The 16,991-nt window shown below is 48.2% G+C and carries 11 protein-coding genes; 2 read left to right on the forward strand and 9 right to left on the reverse strand.

What is annotated here, in order from left to right; translation table 11 throughout:
• Positions 1-88: 88 nt before the first annotated feature.
• The 7 genes from MHB72_RS11470 to gltB all read right to left on the reverse strand — a co-directional run bounded on the left by MHB72_RS11470 (position 89) and on the right by gltB (position 11,887).
• Positions 89-1,195 (reverse strand): mandelate racemase/muconate lactonizing enzyme family protein, encoded by a 1,107-nt coding sequence (locus MHB72_RS11470; RefSeq protein WP_023855743.1) that lies wholly within the window; start codon positions 1,193-1,195, stop codon positions 89-91.
• A gap of 17 nt (positions 1,196-1,212) precedes the next feature.
• A complete protein-coding gene (locus tag MHB72_RS11475; protein ID WP_020451716.1) occupies positions 1,213-2,454 on the reverse strand; it encodes an MFS transporter in 1,242 nt (413 codons plus the stop codon).
• Between the two features lie 65 nt (positions 2,455-2,519).
• Entirely contained in the window at positions 2,520-3,527 is a 1,008-nt protein-coding gene (locus MHB72_RS11480; protein ID WP_020451717.1) for a glycosyltransferase family 2 protein, read from the reverse strand.
• A gap of 22 nt (positions 3,528-3,549) precedes the next feature.
• Entirely contained in the window at positions 3,550-5,250 is a 1,701-nt protein-coding gene (locus MHB72_RS11485) for a DUF6044 family protein (RefSeq protein ID WP_340904113.1), read from the reverse strand.
• 139 nt (positions 5,251-5,389) lie between these two features.
• Complete coding sequence (locus tag MHB72_RS11490) at positions 5,390-5,590, reverse strand: hypothetical protein (RefSeq protein WP_020451719.1); 201 nt, start codon at positions 5,588-5,590, stop codon at positions 5,390-5,392.
• A 233-nt stretch (positions 5,591-5,823) separates the two neighbouring features.
• On the reverse strand, positions 5,824-7,305 hold the full coding sequence (gltD, locus tag MHB72_RS11495) for a glutamate synthase small subunit (RefSeq protein ID WP_020451720.1): 1,482 nt from the start codon (positions 7,303-7,305) through the stop codon (positions 5,824-5,826).
• Positions 7,306-7,321: 16 nt separating this feature from the next.
• Positions 7,322-11,887, reverse strand: a complete 4,566-nt coding sequence (gltB, locus tag MHB72_RS11500) for a glutamate synthase large subunit (RefSeq protein ID WP_216920759.1) — start codon at positions 11,885-11,887, stop codon at positions 7,322-7,324.
• Between the two features lie 148 nt (positions 11,888-12,035).
• Between gltB and MHB72_RS11505 the strand changes: the two genes are divergently transcribed.
• On the forward strand, positions 12,036-12,938 hold the full coding sequence (locus MHB72_RS11505) for a LysR family transcriptional regulator (RefSeq protein ID WP_020451722.1): 903 nt from the start codon (positions 12,036-12,038) through the stop codon (positions 12,936-12,938).
• Positions 12,939-13,094: 156 nt separating this feature from the next.
• On the opposite strand, the gene MHB72_RS11510 is transcribed toward MHB72_RS11505, so the two are convergent.
• Positions 13,095-13,259: a hypothetical protein gene (locus MHB72_RS11510; protein ID WP_023855739.1), complete on the reverse strand. Its 165-nt coding sequence runs from the start codon at positions 13,257-13,259 to the stop codon at positions 13,095-13,097.
• Between the two features lie 69 nt (positions 13,260-13,328).
• On the reverse strand, positions 13,329-15,245 hold the full coding sequence (locus tag MHB72_RS11515; protein ID WP_216920761.1) for a di-heme oxidoredictase family protein: 1,917 nt from the start codon (positions 15,243-15,245) through the stop codon (positions 13,329-13,331).
• Between the two features lie 130 nt (positions 15,246-15,375).
• On the opposite strand from MHB72_RS11515, the gene MHB72_RS11520 reads away from it, so the two are divergent.
• Entirely contained in the window at positions 15,376-16,950 is a 1,575-nt protein-coding gene (locus MHB72_RS11520) for an alkaline phosphatase family protein (protein WP_026579594.1), read from the forward strand.
• The last annotated feature ends 41 nt before the right edge of the window (positions 16,951-16,991 follow it).

The following is a 16,991-nucleotide window of genomic DNA, read 5'->3' on the forward strand; positions in this document are numbered from 1 at the left end:
GGATATAATCCCCTTTAAAGAAACTTGTCCTCTTCCTACTATATGTAAGGGGAAATGAAAAATATCACATTTTTTCGAGTTGGCGCTTTCACATGTAAGACGAGCCGTCCCATCCATACGCTTCTACGAGCTCTGTATCGATTTCGATTTTGTCCGGGACTTGAATGTATCCGTCTTTTATGCTGACGGGCACGAGTTTTGTGAACGGATTCTCCATGGCATCCCATTCGAGCGGTTCGATATCTTCTCCGTCCATTTTGCTCCAAGGCGGCAGACAGGCTTGTCCGAAAACGGCGTACATTCTTGAAAGTCCGCCGTCATAGCTGTGGGGAGAAACCCTTTTTCCGAAATGCCTGGCGAGCTTCAGAACGGTTTGAAAATCGTCTGTGCCGTCACAGTGCATAACATCGGGTTGAGCAATATCGACTGCGTTCTCCAGAAAAATCGGCAAAAACGGTTTTGCGCCTTTTACATTTTCTCCTCCGGCAACCGGAACAGAAAGCGCTGAACGCAGCATCCGGTATTCAGCGGGAACGTCAAACGGCATGGGCTCTTCAAACCAAAGCACGTTGCCCCAGGCGGAAAACCACGTTTCCCACTTCCGTGCGGCGGCCTGGTCATAACTCTGGTTGGCATCGAGTATCAGTCCGGTGTTTTGGCCTGTCATCTCCTGGAACGCCTGAATATGCGCCAAGTCTTCGGAAAACAACTTGCCTCCCGCTTTCAGCTTGACGGTTTTAAATCCGGACCGCACGGCCTTTTCGACGAGCCGGAGGGAATGGCGGCTCCAATCGGGCCTGTCTGAATATGATTGAAATGAGGCATAGACCGGGATCTGCTCCCTCAGTTTTCCTCCCCATAATTCACATACCGAAAGGCCTGCTTTTTTCGCCGTAATGTCCGTTAAAGCCATGCTAACGGCAGCTGCGGCCCGCTGATGCCACTTTTTGATGACGGTGACAAGCTCCGTGCGATTGCCCGCTTCTTTTCCAATTAAGTAAGGAATGATCCGTTTTTTAAAGCCCGCATCCAAAGCAGGCAGCCAATCCGCACATTCTCCCCATCCCGACAGGCCTGAAGCTGTCGTGATCCGAATCAGGTAGCACGTTCTGTAGCTTTTCAATCCGTTCGCATCGCCGTAAGGGGAGGAAAGCCTGTGGAACAGCGGAAATGTGTCAACCTTTTCAATGCGCATATTTTTTCTCTTCCCTCCTATCTTGCGTCAGCAGGCTGCAGCCCCTTCTCCCCTTTTTTGGTGTCTTCCTTTTTGACATGAATCATCGTCAGCACCAACACACCGACGACTAATGTCAGGCCCGCAATCGACATAAACATGCCGAGTTTCGACCATTCCATCAGCCTCCCGAAAATCGGCGGACCGATCGCGACTCCTAAAAATCTGACCGATCCGTACAGCGATGTCACAAAGCCGCGCCTCTCTTTTCCGACAGCCCCGGTTATGAAGCTGTTGACACACGGCAGAACAAAGCCTGTACCGATGCTGCTGATGACAAGGATCGAAATAAAAGGAATGAGCGCGGAGAAAAAAGACAGTGTGCCGTAGGAAACCGTAATCAGAGCGAGCCCGATAACCATCATTTTTTTCATCAGCTGCTGATTTTGTCCGATTTTGCTGCCCGTAATATATGATGTTGTACACATGACAAGCAGAGGGATCGCCAAGATCAGACCTTTCTTTACGCCGTCTGTATGAAATTCTTTTTCCAAAACATCAGATAAGTAAAAGAGGATGCCAAACAGAGTAAACAAACAGACGGCCCCTGCGAGATATGCGGTGAAAAGCCATCTGCCCTCATGTTTAAAAACGCTTGTCAGCCCTTTCACATATTTTCCGAGAGGCGGCGGATCTTTTTTCTTGTCTTTTTCTTTGATAAAAATCCAAGTCAAAATGATCGGTGCAATACAGAAAGCAGGAAATGCAAAAAACACCCAAAACCAAGCGATCAATGCTATCAATGATCCTAAAATCGGAGACAGCACTTTTCCGAAGCCGTTCGAGGCTTCAACGAGACCGAGCACCCGGCTTTCTTCAGATCCTTTAAAAAGGTCTCCTGTCAGCGCCATTGCGATCGGCGCTGTACCGGCTGCTCCAAGCCCCTGCAGTCCTCTCCCGAAAAGCACCCACGGGAAAGCGTTCGCAAAGGTCGTCGATGCAAATCCTGCAAGAATCCCGCCGGCCCCGTAAAGGAACAGGCACGGAATAATCACCACTTTCCTTGAGAAGCGGTCCGCCAAGTAACCCAGCAGCGGAATAAAGAGCGCTGCAGTAATCGAAAACACGGTAATGACAAGGCTGACTTGAAATTGCGATAAATTGAGTTCAGATTTCATCTTCGGCAAAATCGGAATCAGCATCGAATTTCCCAACGTCATAATCAATGGGATCGACCCGATCGCGACAACCGTCATGCCAGAGGTTTGTTTTTCTGTCATAAATTTGTACATCCTTCCTTATTCAAAATGAACTGTAAAAGTTAAGTAATCCGTTTGATCCGTCATCAACTGAACTTCGTTTCCGGCCGTTTTTCAGGTTCGCGCCGGCCGAGCCGTTCCGTATATAAATCGATATCCACCGCATACCTCGGCCTTCTTTTCACTTCGGTGAAAATCGTTCCGATATATTCGCCGATAATGCCGATCCCCATCAATTGCAAACCGCCCAAAAACCATATCGAAATGATCAACGAAGCCCAGCCAGCATTCGTGTAGCCGAGCAGCTTTTGAATCATTGCATATAAACCTGCGATACAGCTTAGGAAAAATAAGAAGAAGCCAATCAGGGTAAAAAAACGGATCGGAGCGACACTGAATGACGTAATCCCGTGAAAAGCGAAAGACAGCATTTTTTTCAGCGGATATTTCGTTTCTCCAGCCAGCCGCTCTTTTCGGTCATAGAACACTTTGGCCGACCGGAGGCCGATCAGGGGCACCAGACCGCGCAGAAAAACATTTGCTTCTGCATAGCGGCTGAGCTCTTCAAGCGCCCGTTTATTCAAAAGCCGAAAATCGGCATGGTTATCGACCAGCTGGATGCCGAGCTTATTCATGATCCGGTAGAACCATGCGGCTGTTGTTCGTTTAAACCATGTATCCGTTTTCCGGCTGCGGCGTACGCCGTAGACGATTTCATAGCCTTCATGATATTTTTCGATAAACCGGCGAATTGCCGAAATGTCATCCTGAAGGTCGGCATCGATTGAAATAACGCAATCCGATTTTTGCTTCGCTTTATCTAGTCCGGCTAAGAGAGCTTTTTGATGTCCCGAATTACGGGCCAGCTTCAAGCCTGTCACATAGCGGTTTTTTGTGCTTTCCATAGCAATCAGCGGCCATGTGCGGTCCGTCGATCCGTCATCGACAAATAAAAGCTTGCTCTCTGCAGAGATCAGCTTGTCTGCTGTGAGATCATCCAATACCGCAGTCAGCTGTTTTGCGGTTTCGGCAAACACGTCCTCTTCGTTATAGCAGGGTATGACGATTGTCAGCAAAGGCTGTTGAAGATTCAATTTGCTTCCTCCTTATCGATGCTTATTTCGCTTCATATACATAGATGTTCCAAGCGGACTGCGGGTGGCTGAACCGCTTTAAAAACGCCAGCTTGTTTTGTTTTGCATTCATAATCGGAACCGAAGAAAAAATATATCGCCCCCCCATTTTTTTGAACGCTTCAGTGTTCAATTCGAGGTTCGTGATTTTTTTCTTCGTGCTCTTTTTGAACGCGTAATGTTTTCCGAGCTCGTCAACAAACAAGTAGCAGCGGCTCCCCCACTCATCGAAATAGCGTTCCAGGACCGGATTTTTATCAAGCTCTTTGGCGATGATTTTCCGGAATTGATACTTGTACTTCAGCGGATAAATATTGGCATACGTATCAAGTGTGTAAAAACCGTTATACTGCGCAATCGCGGGATGCAGGCCGATGCTCGCCACCCGGTAGGAATCGGGAGACCGGCCGATGAACCGTTTGATCTGTTTGAACTGATCTGATGCATAAAATTCCCGAAAGGTCGGGGCATGGTGGTATGCGCCGTAAGTCAGCTCTTCATGAAACGGTATAAGCACGAGCAGCTGGGCGACCAGCGCGGCATGGACGAAGCGCCGCCATCTCTTCCCCATTTTCCACAATATGTAGCATGCAACTGCAAAGCTTGCGTATATCACAAGAGGGCGCAAAAAGTGAAAACGCGCGAAATTGAATGCCGAAAGCAGACTGATCTTTTCCTTGGGAAGCGCCCACAGCTTGTTGAACCAGAGGGCATACCATAAAGAAAGCGCATAATTTAAAATGAATAAAAAGATGAACAGCTTTTCTTCTCTTGGCCGCTTTTTTCGTTGTCTCGCAACGACGAGCCCAAAAGTGAGCACAATCAAAGGCAGGATCACTGCCGTATGGACGGTCATGACATGATTGTGGCCGAGCACGAAATTTTTAAATGACAGCCGAAACGAATGAAGGATGTCGTGCCTGGATGAAATAAATTCAACCCGATGCATCGTTTCGCCTGAAGCGAAAACCGAATAAACAAGCCGGTATTCTATCGCCAGAAAAATGCCCGTCATGAGAGCGATGCTTCCGAGAAAGCGAAGGTTAAAGCTGCGCTTTGAAACCAAATCATAAAGCCAAATCAGTGAAACGGCTGCTAGGAAAAAGAAGAAACCGAGCACAAAGCTTGAGTAAAGCGGCAAAAGCGCAAGGGTCGCCCATTCTTTCCATGAGTCTCTTCCTGCCCTGATGTTTAAAAAAGCCCATAAAGCTAAAGGATGGCCAAGCGTGCTGAGCATTCCCGAAGGCCAAAAGGGTGTCAGGGCAAAAGCAAGTGATACCGCGATTCTGATGAAATACGCTTTTTCATCGCGAATCAAATGGCTTTTCAGCAGCAGGTACATCCCGACAAAGGCAAACACCCTCGTGATCGTTTGGCTTATAGCGTATGCGGTCATCGAGGGAAACAAGGCATGAAGCCAGACAATGCCGCTCCATTCCGTTCCGTAAGCATCCCGCGGCAGTCCGTTGATGATTTGCGGAATAACGGCTTTAACACCGCCGAGCAGTTGACCGCTTTCCGCCAGCACCTTATACCATGCAATGTTGGAATCCAGGTTGTCATGCACGCGGATATGAGCGTCTTCATTTAATATGTAAAGCGGAAGGACATAGAGAAGAATGACACTGAATGCGAAAATTAAATATCGCTTTTCCTTGCTGGTCTTTTTGACGAATAACGACACGAATACCACATCCAATTTTGTTCTCTTTTGGAAATATAGAGCTTTTATCATATCGCTGTTATTATTCGTGGAAGCGTTTTGAAAAATTCATCAAAATGAAAAAAGCTGTCTGTTTCACCAGACAGCTTCGCTTTACCCATTACCAAGGGTACGGGTAGTAAGGGTAGTATGGATAAAAAGGAAAGAACGGATAGAAGAATGGATACGGATAAAACGGCGGTCTCGGTCTAGGGCGCGGTCTTGGCCGCGGATAGGGGTAGCCGCCGTAGCCGCCATAAGTAAAAGGCTGCTGTCTATCCGCATCCGTCCAGTCATCTTGATATTGATAAGTTTCTTCCACTGTTATAGCCTCCTTTATTGCGTTGCATACTTTAGGTTATGTTATATACCATTAAATGGAGTACGTACACAATTTTTTTATCATTGCCTTTGTATAAATTCGAACAAATAACGATATGGCAAGTCGAATCAGCAGGTGAATATTGTGAAGCAAACAAAAAATCAGCCTGCCCTGTCAACCTAAAGAAGGTCGCAGGACAGGCTTTATTTATATGATGTGAAAACCCCTTTGTTTTATGGCAGTACAGAACTTCCCATTAAATATTTGTCAACCTCACGGGCGACTTCGCGTCCCTCGTGAATCGCCCAAACGATCAGGCTCTGTCCTCTTCTCGCATCCCCTGCTGCGAAGACTCCATCGACATTCGTTTTAAATTCCCCGTATGCTGCGTCAACTTTATTTCTCACCGTATTTACCCCGAATTGTTCAAGCAGCGGCTGTTCCGTTCCTTCAAAGCCGATAGCGATAAAGACATATTGAGCAGGCCATACTTTTTCCGTGCCCGGAATTTCGTGAAACTCAAATTTTCCTTGATCATTCTTTACTTTTTTCATTTGAATCGTATGCAGTTCTTTCAAATGGCCGTTTTTGTCTGCGACAAGCTTTTTCGTTTGGATCGAATATTGTCTCGGATCGCTGCCGAATGCTGCTTGCGCCTCTTCATAAGCATAGTCCAGTGAATGGACATGCGGCTGTTCAGGCCACATATTTTCGGCGGTTCTTGTATCGGGCAGCTTCGGATGTTTGCCGAACTGGACGACGCTTCGCGCTTTTTGGCGCAAGGCCGTTGCAACGCAGTCTGCTCCGGTATCTCCCCCGCCGATGACGATGACATCTTTATTTTTCGTATTGATAAACTGTTTATCTTTAAAATTCGAATCGAGCATGCTTTTTATAGTGCCTGTTAAATAGTCCATGGCAAAGTGGACACCTTTTGCTTCCCGGCCTTCAATCAAGAGATCGCGCTGTTTTTGGGCTCCTGTGCAAAGGATAACCGCATCGTACTGTTCTTTTAGCTCGTCGGCTGTAATATCTTTGCCGATTTCCGTATTGGTGACAAAGTCGATGCCTTCCTGCGTCAATAGTTTGATGCGGCGTTCGACAACGCTTTTTTCAAGCTTCATGCTTGGAATGCCGTACATTAACAGGCCGCCCGGGCGGTCGCTGCGCTCGTAAACAGTGACCGAATGCCCCGCTTGATTCAATTGATCGGCGCTTGCCAGACCGGCAGGCCCTGAGCCCACGATCGCGATTTTTTTGCCGCTCCGTTTTTTCGGAATCCGCGGCTGAATCCATCCGTTTTCAAATCCTTTGTCAATAATCGTCCGTTCGATCCCTTTGATGGATACGGCCGGGTCGGAAATCGCCACCGTACAAGAGCCCTCGCAAGGCGCCGGACAGACCCGCCCCGTGAATTCAGGGAAGTTGTTTGTCTTCAGAAGGCGGTCAAGCGCTTCTTTCCACCTTCCCTTGTAAACGAGGTCGTTCCATTCAGGGATTAAATTGTGTATCGGACATCCTGACGTATAACCGCCTATATCCATGCCGATTTGACAAAAGGGGGTGCCGCAGTCCATGCAGCGCGCTCCCTGTCTTTTTGATGCTTCCTCAGAAAATGGAGACGAATATTCGTTCCAGTCATTTATTCGTGTGAGAGGATCGCGTTCAGCAGGCTTTTCCCGCTTGAATTCCATAAATCCTGTTGCTTTGCCCATTTTCCCCTCCCCTTTCTTACTGTGCCACCGCTTCTTTTGATGAAGCAGCCGCAGACGGTTCAATCTTTTGCTTCGTACCGGCTTCAAACGCGTACATCAGCGCTTCTTCATCAGACAAGCCGGCTTCTTTTTGCTCTTTAATCCGCTCTATCATTTGCTTGAAGTCTTTCGGAATCACTTTCACAAACCGGCCGACGGCCTCTTCCCAATGATCAAGTATCGAAGCTGCTTTTGAGCTTTCAGTATATCTGTAATGGTTTTCGATCATCGTTTTCAGTTCGGCGATTTCCTCAGGTGCTTCAAGTGTTTCAAATTCGATCATTTCAGGATTGCATTTCCGTTTAAAGGCTTTTTTGTCTTCGGCGTACACGTAGGCGATTCCGCCTGACATGCCCGCGGCAAAGTTTTTGCCGACGTCGCCGAGAATAGCGACGCGTCCGCCGGTCATGTATTCGCAGCCATGGTCGCCGATGCCTTCAACGACAACGCTGACTCCGCTGTTTCTGACGGCAAACCGTTCGCCGGCGAGTCCGTTAATATAAGCTTCTCCGCTTGTAGCACCGTAGAACGCAACATTTCCGACAATAACATTTTCACGGAATGCAGGGTTGAATTCGTCAGGCGCTTTGACGGCGATTTTTCCGCCTGAAAGACCTTTGCCGATATAATCATTGGCATCTCCTGTCAAATACATTGTCATTCCTTTTGGTACGAACGCGCCAAAGCTTTGCCCCGCTGAACCTGTGAATCTGAGCGTAATCGTATCTTCAGGGAGGCCTTCTTCGCCGTAGCGCTTAGAAATTTCACTTCCGGTTATGGCTCCTGTTACACGGTTGATGTTGCGGATTTCAAAGGATGCTTCCGCAGACGTGCCGTTTTGAACAGCTGACTGGACGGCGGGTAGAATTTGCGTAATATCAAGTGATTCATCGATTTTGTGGTTTTGCGGCGTACGGAATGTGCGTGCGCCTTCCGGCTGATATAGCAGGTTTGATAAATCGAGCTGACCCGCTTTCCAATGTGCTTTCGCCCGTTCGCTGACACGAAGGACATCCGTGCGGCCCACCATTTCATCAACTGTTCTGAAACCGAGCCGGGCCATCAATTCGCGAACTTCCTCTGCGACAAAGAGCATGTAATTCACGATATGATCCGGATCGCCCATGAACTTTTTGCGCAGCTCAGGGTTTTGCGTCGCTACCCCGACAGGGCAAGTATCCAAATGACAGGCTCTCATCATAACGCAGCCGAGAACAACGAGCGGCGCTGTGGCAAAACCGAATTCTTCGGCTCCTAAAAGCGCAGCCATGACAACGTCTCTGCCGGTCATTAATTTGCCGTCTGTTTCCAATACGACGCGTTCGCGCAAACCGTTCATCATCAGTGTTTGATGAGCTTCTGCGAGTCCAAGCTCCCACGGAAGGCCGGTATGCTTAATGCTTGTTTTCGGTGAGGCTCCAGTGCCCCCGTCATAGCCGCTGATGACGATGACATCGGCAGTCGCTTTGGCGACTCCGGCTGCAATCGTGCCGACCCCGGCTTTAGCGACAAGCTTTACACTGATCCGTGCATCGCGGTTGGCGTTTTTCAAATCGTGGATCAACTGCGCCAAATCTTCAATCGAGTAGATGTCGTGGTGCGGCGGCGGTGAAATCAAGCCGACCCCAGGCGTAGATCCGCGTACATTGGCAACCCATGGATACACTTTGTTGCCAGGAAGCTGTCCGCCTTCTCCAGGTTTTGCACCCTGCGCCATCTTAATTTGCAGCTCATCGGCATTGACGAGATAATGGCTCTTCACACCGAAACGGCCTGAAGCGATTTGCTTGATCGCGCTGCGGCGGTTATCGCCATTTGCGTCAGGCGTAAAGCGCGCCGGATCTTCTCCGCCTTCCCCGCTGTTGCTTTTTCCGCCGAGACGGTTCATTGCAATCGCCAGCGCTTCATGGGCTTCCTTGCTTAAAGAGCCGAATGACATCGCCCCTGTTTTAAAGCGGCGCACAATCGATTCAGCGGATTCGACCTCTTCAAGCGGCAGCGGCTTCCGGTTTTCATCAAATGAGAAGAGATTGCGGAGAAAACCGATTCTTTCTTCATCAGCTGCTTTCGAATATTGTTTAAACAGGCTGTAATCACCTTTGCGGCATGCCCATTGCAGCGTGTGAATCGTTTTCGGGTTAAAAGCGTGGTGCTCCCCGCCTTTTCTCCATTGAAAATCGCTTCCCGAATCAAGCGTTTCGCTGAATGTATCTTCATACGCTTCCCTGTGGCGGCGCTTCGCTTCTTCGGCAATCGTATCCAGACCGATTCCGCCGAGCTGTGATGCCGTTCCTGTGAAATAGCTGTCTATGACGTCTTTGCTGATCCCAACCGCTTCAAAAATCTGTGCGCCCCTGTAGCTTTGAACAGTGGAAATACCCATTTTGGACATCACTTTTACGACGCCCTCTGTCACGCTTTTGCTGTATTTTGTAACGGCTTCTTCATAGCTGATGGAAAGTGCTCCGTCTTCAATCGCCTGCTTGTATGTCGCATACGTGAGGTACGGATGAATGGCATCCGCTCCGTAGCCGATCAAGGCGGCAAAATGGTGAACTTCGCGCGCTTCACCGGATTGGGCGATAATGCTGACTTTCGTACGTTTTCCCGCGCGGACTAAATACTGATGCAAGGCACTGACGGCTAGCAGCGCAGGAATCGGCGCTTTCTGACCGTCCATTTTGCGGTCGGATAAAATAAGGAGAGTCACGCCTTCGGCGATCGCTCTGTCCACTTCTTTAAACATATCTTCGAGGCCGCTCTTCAAGTCGTCTGTAAAGAGCGTATGAATCGTCTTGCTTTTGAAATCCTTATGCACAAGTCCTTTTAAAGAATTGAACTGTGCGTTTGTCAAGACCGGTGTATACAATTTAATCCGGCGGCAGCTGCTTTCATTCGGATGGAGAATATCGCCTTCCGCTCCGAGCCATGTCAATGTCGAAGTGACGATCTGCTCGCGGATTGCATCAATCGGCGGATTTGTAACTTGTGCAAACAGCTGTTTAAAATAGTTGAACAGCGATTGCGGACGGTCTGACAACACCGCCAGCGGGACATCGTGGCCCATTGAACCGAGCGGATCTTTGCCTTCTGTAATGACAGGAATTAAATATTTGTGAATATCTTCGTACGTAAAACCGAATGCTTTTTGGCGGGTCAATAGGTCAGGCACAGATTTTTCTTCGGTTTCCTCAATATCGTTTGAGACATGAACCAGTTCTTTACTGAGCCATTCCTGGTACGGAAACTCCCCGGCGATTTCGGATTTGACTTCTTCATCGGAGATAATCCGCCCTTCTTCAAGATCAACAAGAAGCATTTTCCCGGGATCCAGCCGGTCTTTATATAAGATGTTTTCCTGTTCGACATCAATCACGCCGACTTCGGAGGAAAAAATAAGGTAGTCGTCTTTAGTGACATAATAGCGAGCGGGTCTGAGCCCGTTCCGGTCTAAAATGGCCCCGATCTGTTTTCCGTTTGTAAATGAAATCGCAGTCGGGCCGTCCCATGGCTCCATTAAAGAGCTGTGATATTCGTAAAATGCCTTCTTTTCTTTTGACATGTACGGGTTCTCGTTCCACGGCTCCGGAATCAGCATCATTGCAGCATGGGCCGGATTCCTTCCAGCCAGAACAAAGAATTCAAAAGCGTTATCCAGGATCGAGGAGTCGCTTCCGTTTTCATCGAGGATTGGCAAAACCTTTGGCAAGTCTTCGCCGAACGCTTCGGAAACAAACTGCTGCTCCCTCGCTTTCATCCAGTTCATATTGCCGCGCAGCGTATTGATTTCCCCGTTGTGGATCAGATAGCGGTTCGGATGTGCCCTTTCCCAGCTCGGAAACGTGTTTGTGCTGAAACGGGAGTGAACCAATGCAAAAGCTGAGACGAAGTCCTCGTCCTGTAAATCTTCATAGAAAGCATCAACCTGCTCGGGTGTTAGAAGTCCTTTATATACGATGGTATTGCTAGAGAGGCTGACAAAATAGAACGTTTTGTCGTGTTCTTTCGCCCAATTTTCGGCCTGTTTGCGAATGATGTACAACTTCCGTTCGAATGCCAGATTGTCTTTCATCGCTTCATTTGCTCCGATGAATACCTGGCGGACGATTGGCGCGCTTTTCTGTGCGACTGTTCCGATTTTTCCGACATTTACAGGTACAGTTCGCCAGCCGAGCACTGTCTGTCCTTCCTGTTCGATCAGCTCGTTAATGCGCGCTTCGGTTTTTTCGCGCCCGCTGTCATCCTTAGAAAAGAAGATCATCCCGACGCCGTAGCGTCCTTTTTCAGGCAAGTTGAAACCGGCGCAGACTTTTTTGAAAAAAGCATCCGGAATCTGCATCATGATGCCTGCTCCGTCTCCGGTATGCGGGTCACTGCCCTGACCGCCCCGGTGGTCTAATTGGCAAAGCATTTGTAATCCTTTTTTGACAATATCATGAGTAGGAAGGCCCTTCAAATGAGCGTAAAGGCCGATTCCGCATGCATCATGTTCAAATTCAGGACGGTAGAGACCTTGTGCCTTTGGTAGTTGATTATAAGTCATTGTTCCTCTCCCCCGTTCATTTTTCCCGTTTGTCCCCGGTCATAAAATCTTACAAACTCTAATCCTATTGTAGGTTTTCAAATCTATACAAACAATATATAATTTAGATTAAAACTATCTCATTTTGAGATGAGCAGGTGAAACAACGATGGAATTACGCCAATTGCATTATTTTATGGAAGTTGCAGAAAGAGAGCACGTATCGGAAGCGGCCATGCACCTTCATGTCGCTCAGTCGGCGATCAGCAGGCAGATCGCCAATCTCGAAGAAGAGCTCGGTGTTGATTTGTTTGAGCGCGAAGGCCGCAATGTGAAGCTGACTCCGATCGGGAGACAGTTTTTAGACCATATTAAAACAGCGATGAAAGCGATCGATTTCGCGAAGGAACAAATCGATGAGTATTTGGACCCGAATCGCGGGACCGTTAAAATCGGTTTCCCGACAAGCCTTGCGGGCCAGTTCCTCCCGACGGTTATTTCCGCTTTTAAAGAGGAGCATCCTCATGTCGCTTTTCTTTTAAGGCAGGGATCTTATAAATTTTTAATCGAAGCGGTGAAAAACAGGGATATCGATTTGGCTTTTCTCGGTCCTGTTCCGTCAAATATCGCTGAGATTAAAGGGGACATTTTGTTTTCGGAAAGCCTTTTGGCACTCGTGCCGATCAATCATCCCCTATCAGGCCAGCAAAGCCTTCATCTCGGCGATCTCAGAAATGATCAGTATGTGCTGTTTCCAGACGGATACATCCTTCGAAAAATGGCTGTTGATGCATGCAAGCAAGTAGGATATACGCCTAAAATTTCCTCAGAGGGCGAAGATTTGGATGCGATCAAAGGGCTGGTTTCTGCTGATATGGGTGTGACGCTTTTGCCGGAAAGCGCCTTTAATGAAACGGCTCCCCGTTTTACAAAGAAGATCCCGATTGATTATCCTCAAGTAAAGCGCACAGTCGGAATCATCACCCCTAAAAACAGGGAGCTTTCCCCTTCTGCAAAAGTCTTTTATCAGTTCGTAAAGAAGTTTTTTTCTCGCCTTCAGCAATACCAATAGCCAGTATGACAACGAATTCAGCCGGGCGCAAAAGCTTGGCTGTTTTCATTTTATCATAAACAATGATTAATGTCTGAATTTTCTGTCCATTTATTCTCTGCGCATCTCTTCTATTGTAAAAAGCACATCTTATATATGTATGTTTATCCCCTTTTTTTATGCTGATTTTTCATACTGACGCCAGTTTTTTCTGTCTGGAAACGGGCTCGCCTGCACTGGCTGCAGCCTGGAACCGGCCTTTGACTCGTCAAAACCGCTGAAGTGAATGACATATTCCGTCAGCCGGATCGCGCCGTCACAAAGGACCGAAAAGGCGATCATATCGCCGCTCCCGTGATGAAGTTTTAAAAAAAGCCGCCATTCAGGCGGCTTATCGTTTCATTTTATTCCTTACTTTTTCGGCATATCGGCATGGATTAAATAATGAATCAACGCTTTTTGCTCTTGTTCGGAAAAGCCGCTTTTGGCGTCGATCCAGAATTCATGCCCTTTGCCGGTTACCCTGACCGCTTTTAAGTCGGGCGATTCCGAATTGCTTTTGACGACCTGCTGTCTTAAATCTCTGTCGATCATCGCCAGCAAACTGTTATAAGGATCCGCCTGCTTACCTTTTATGACCGTCTTTGGTAAGCCTGTCTCTTTTAATGAGCTTCCCACTGCAATCCCTCCGTCGTGCAAATAAGGAGCGCGCCAGTAAACGCCGATCAGACTCGGCACTTTGTACCCGCCTTTGGAATCTCCCTGCGCCCAGGAAAGCTTGATCTGTTCGGGGTCAAACCCGGCTGTCGGGACTTTCAGGATCTTCGGTTTGCGCGGCAGAGGCACCGGTGTGTCAGGCGAATGAATAAGGCTTTTCCCGAATATGTTTTCCGTTTTCTTAAAAGACCGGGCCCTTGTCGGCTCGGTTCCGATTTTTTCAACCGAGATGACCTTGTTGTTCGTCAAATACCGGCCGGCATGACAGGATATGCAGCCCGCTTGTTCAAAAACACGCCTGCCGCGCCTGACGGTTTGGCTGTCGGTTTTTTGCCGCGGATCAGGAGGTCTAAGTGTATTTTGCCAGGCGGATACAGCGTTGTTTTCTTCATTCACTTTTCGTCCGGGTGAGCTCACAAGTACGCCGTCGGGCGCCGCCAATGTGATGTTAGGATAGTTTGGCGGCTTGACCATTTGGTTGACGCCCGGTACTCCGGGAGTGGGATCGGCTTTTTTGAAAAACGCAGTCGGACTTTCCTTTTTTTTCGGCTGATACCTGTATGTTGAGACGGGAGCCCTTTGCAGGATCGTCCCGATATAAACATCTTCGCTCATGCCGAAAAGCGCCCGGCTTGCCGGGGCTTGCGAGAGGCTGTCCGAATTTTGCGCATGAACATTATTGCTGAACACAGTCAAGCCTTTAAAAGGACCGGCCATTGCCGAACCGCTCCAGCTGTACGGATGGTCGCCCAATGTATAGGCATCCGGAATCTGCGTGGGATTGCTTTTCATATCGATCGTCGAGTCGAAAAAACCTCTCGGCCACTTCAGGAAAATGCGATCGACCGCATCTTCGAGGCGGTCCGGATCGGGAAGGCGTTCTTTTTTGCCGTTTCTGGCAGTGATCACAGGGCTTTTATCATTCATAAATTGTTGAATATTATCAATTTCGGCATGTGTAAAATAAGCCGCTGAATTTGTCGCCAGCGCCAGCATCAGCCCTGTATTTAAATCAGAGTTTGTCACGCCTTCCATCACCTTCATCGTTTTCGGATCGACTGCGGCGTGGCAGGCCGCACAGCTGATGCCGGCTTTGATTTTTCCGTCAGCGTATTTGAAAGGCATGCCGAGCGGTGCGTATGCCCCTTTTGGAACATCAATGCCGGTGTCGATCTTCTCGCCTTTTTTAAAGATTTTCCCGCCGACCTTAACTGTTTCAGCTAATTCGATGCGCAAGTTCGTCGTCCCTTTCCCTTTCAATCCGGCAATGGCTTTCGTCATGTTGGCTGCTGTAATGGGACCGTCAAGGAGTCCGATGATATCTGTCAAAAACACTTCGTTGCCGAAAGTTTCCTTATAAAATGTCTCCCGTCCCAAGTCGAGAAGGCGGTCATCAACCTTTACAGCTCCCTCCTCTGCGGAGGCGGGCTTGTCCGGTGTAAATGCTCCCCATAGATCGTATCCGTGCACTCGTTTTTCTTTTGAGATGACTTTTTCTTTAGGAGGCATATATACATATTCCGGTTCAAGATGTCTGACCGTGATATAGCCAATTACGGCTAAAATCGCGATGATAGCAAATGCGGCTAACCATTTATGCTTTTTCATCATTGACCCTCCTTTCTAATTGAATAGGATTCCCCAGAGCTGCCGTGAATCATTTAGAACGTATTACCAGCTATAACTTCCGGCGTCCCATGCCAGAATATGCATATGATGGGATTAAAGGAATGAGGCCATTTTGAAAAAGCTAAGCATTGTTCTTGCCATTTTTATATGTGCGCTAATTTCATTTATTATATGGCTGAATGCCGGGAATGAAAAATTGGGACTCCCGGATGAAGAAGCAGAGGCCGTCAAATCCTCCAAAAAACCGGTCATTGTCCTGATCATCGACTCTTTGATGGATCAGCCTTTGAAAAAAGCGATTCAAGCAGGCCGCGCCCCGGCATTAAAATTCTTTCTTGAAAACGGTCATTATGAACCTGAAGTGGTAAACGCGTATCCGACCATGTCGGTCTCGATTGACAGCACCCTGCTCACCGGAACTTATCCGAATATCCACCGCGTTCCCGGGCTCGTCTGGTATGATCAGGATGAACAGAGAATCGTGAATTACGGGAGCGATAAAAAAGAAATCGCCACACTCGGCATCAAACAAACGATCGAAGACGGGATATTTTCTCTTAATCACCGCCATTTAAGCCGGAAGGTGACAACGGTCCATGATGATTTGCAAGTGCGAGGAAAACAGTCGGCATCCATCAACGGGCTCATATACAGAGGGCCTGACCGCCACGAATTAAATATCCCGCCCCCGCTCAAAAAGCTTAAATTGATGCCTGAACATATGATGGTAAACGGGCCGGCTCTTTTTTCGTTCGGCCGCTTTGCCCAGCTCGATCCCGATAACCCCCACCACCATATTTGGCAAAGTTATGGCGTTAACGACAAGTTCACAGCACAGGAAGTGGCCTATTTAATTAAAAAGAGGAAGCTTCCTGCGCTGACTGTCGCCTACTTGCCCGATTTTGACCATGATGCACACAAAAAAGGCCCGATGGATATGAAAGGCCTCGAAAAAATGGACCAGCAGCTGCAGCGTATATTGAATGCATATGATTCTTGGCGCGATGCGGCCGAAAAAGCGGTATGGGTCGTCATGGGTGATGGCGGGCAGACAGCGATCGGACGCGATAAAGACAAGGCCGCCATCCGGCTTCATTCGCTTTTTAAAGGATACCGGATCGCTAAAATAAACGAAGCCCCCGATCGAAACGCCCAGCTTCTTTTTGCAGTAAACGACAGAATGGCATACATTTATGTCACGGATCGAAACATGCCGCTGCAAGGTGCCGTCAATGAATTGAAAAAAGACGAACGAATCGCTTTCACAGCGTGGAAAAAAAGCGGCTGGATATATGTTGATTCGAAGCGTTCTTTAAAACCGCTTCGGTTTCGTCCAAAAGGCGGCTATCAAGATCCTTACGGGCAGTCATGGACGATCAGCGGAGATTTTTCTTTATTGGACATTAAAGCAGACGGCGTCTCGATCCAATACGGCGATTACCCGGATGCTCTTGCCCGCCTATACAGCGCCATGCATTCGCATCGCGGACAGTTTGTGATCGCCGACGCGAAACCCGGGTTCCAATTTGCCGGCGAAAAGTCTCCCCTCCATTTTGGCGGAGGCGGCCATGGCTCACTTTATAAAACGGATAGCTTGGCTCCGATGATCATCGTCGGTTCGGAAAAAGTTCCGGAACATCTTCGCCACCTTGAAATGAAAGATTTTTTTATGAAGCTCGTACAATGACCCGGTCATGTCATCAATGATCGGGTTTTTTCTTTTTTATA

The organism is Bacillus sp. FSL K6-1284 (assembly GCF_038002625.1).
In the GTDB taxonomy this organism is placed as follows: domain Bacteria; phylum Bacillota; class Bacilli; order Bacillales; family Bacillaceae; genus Bacillus; species Bacillus paralicheniformis.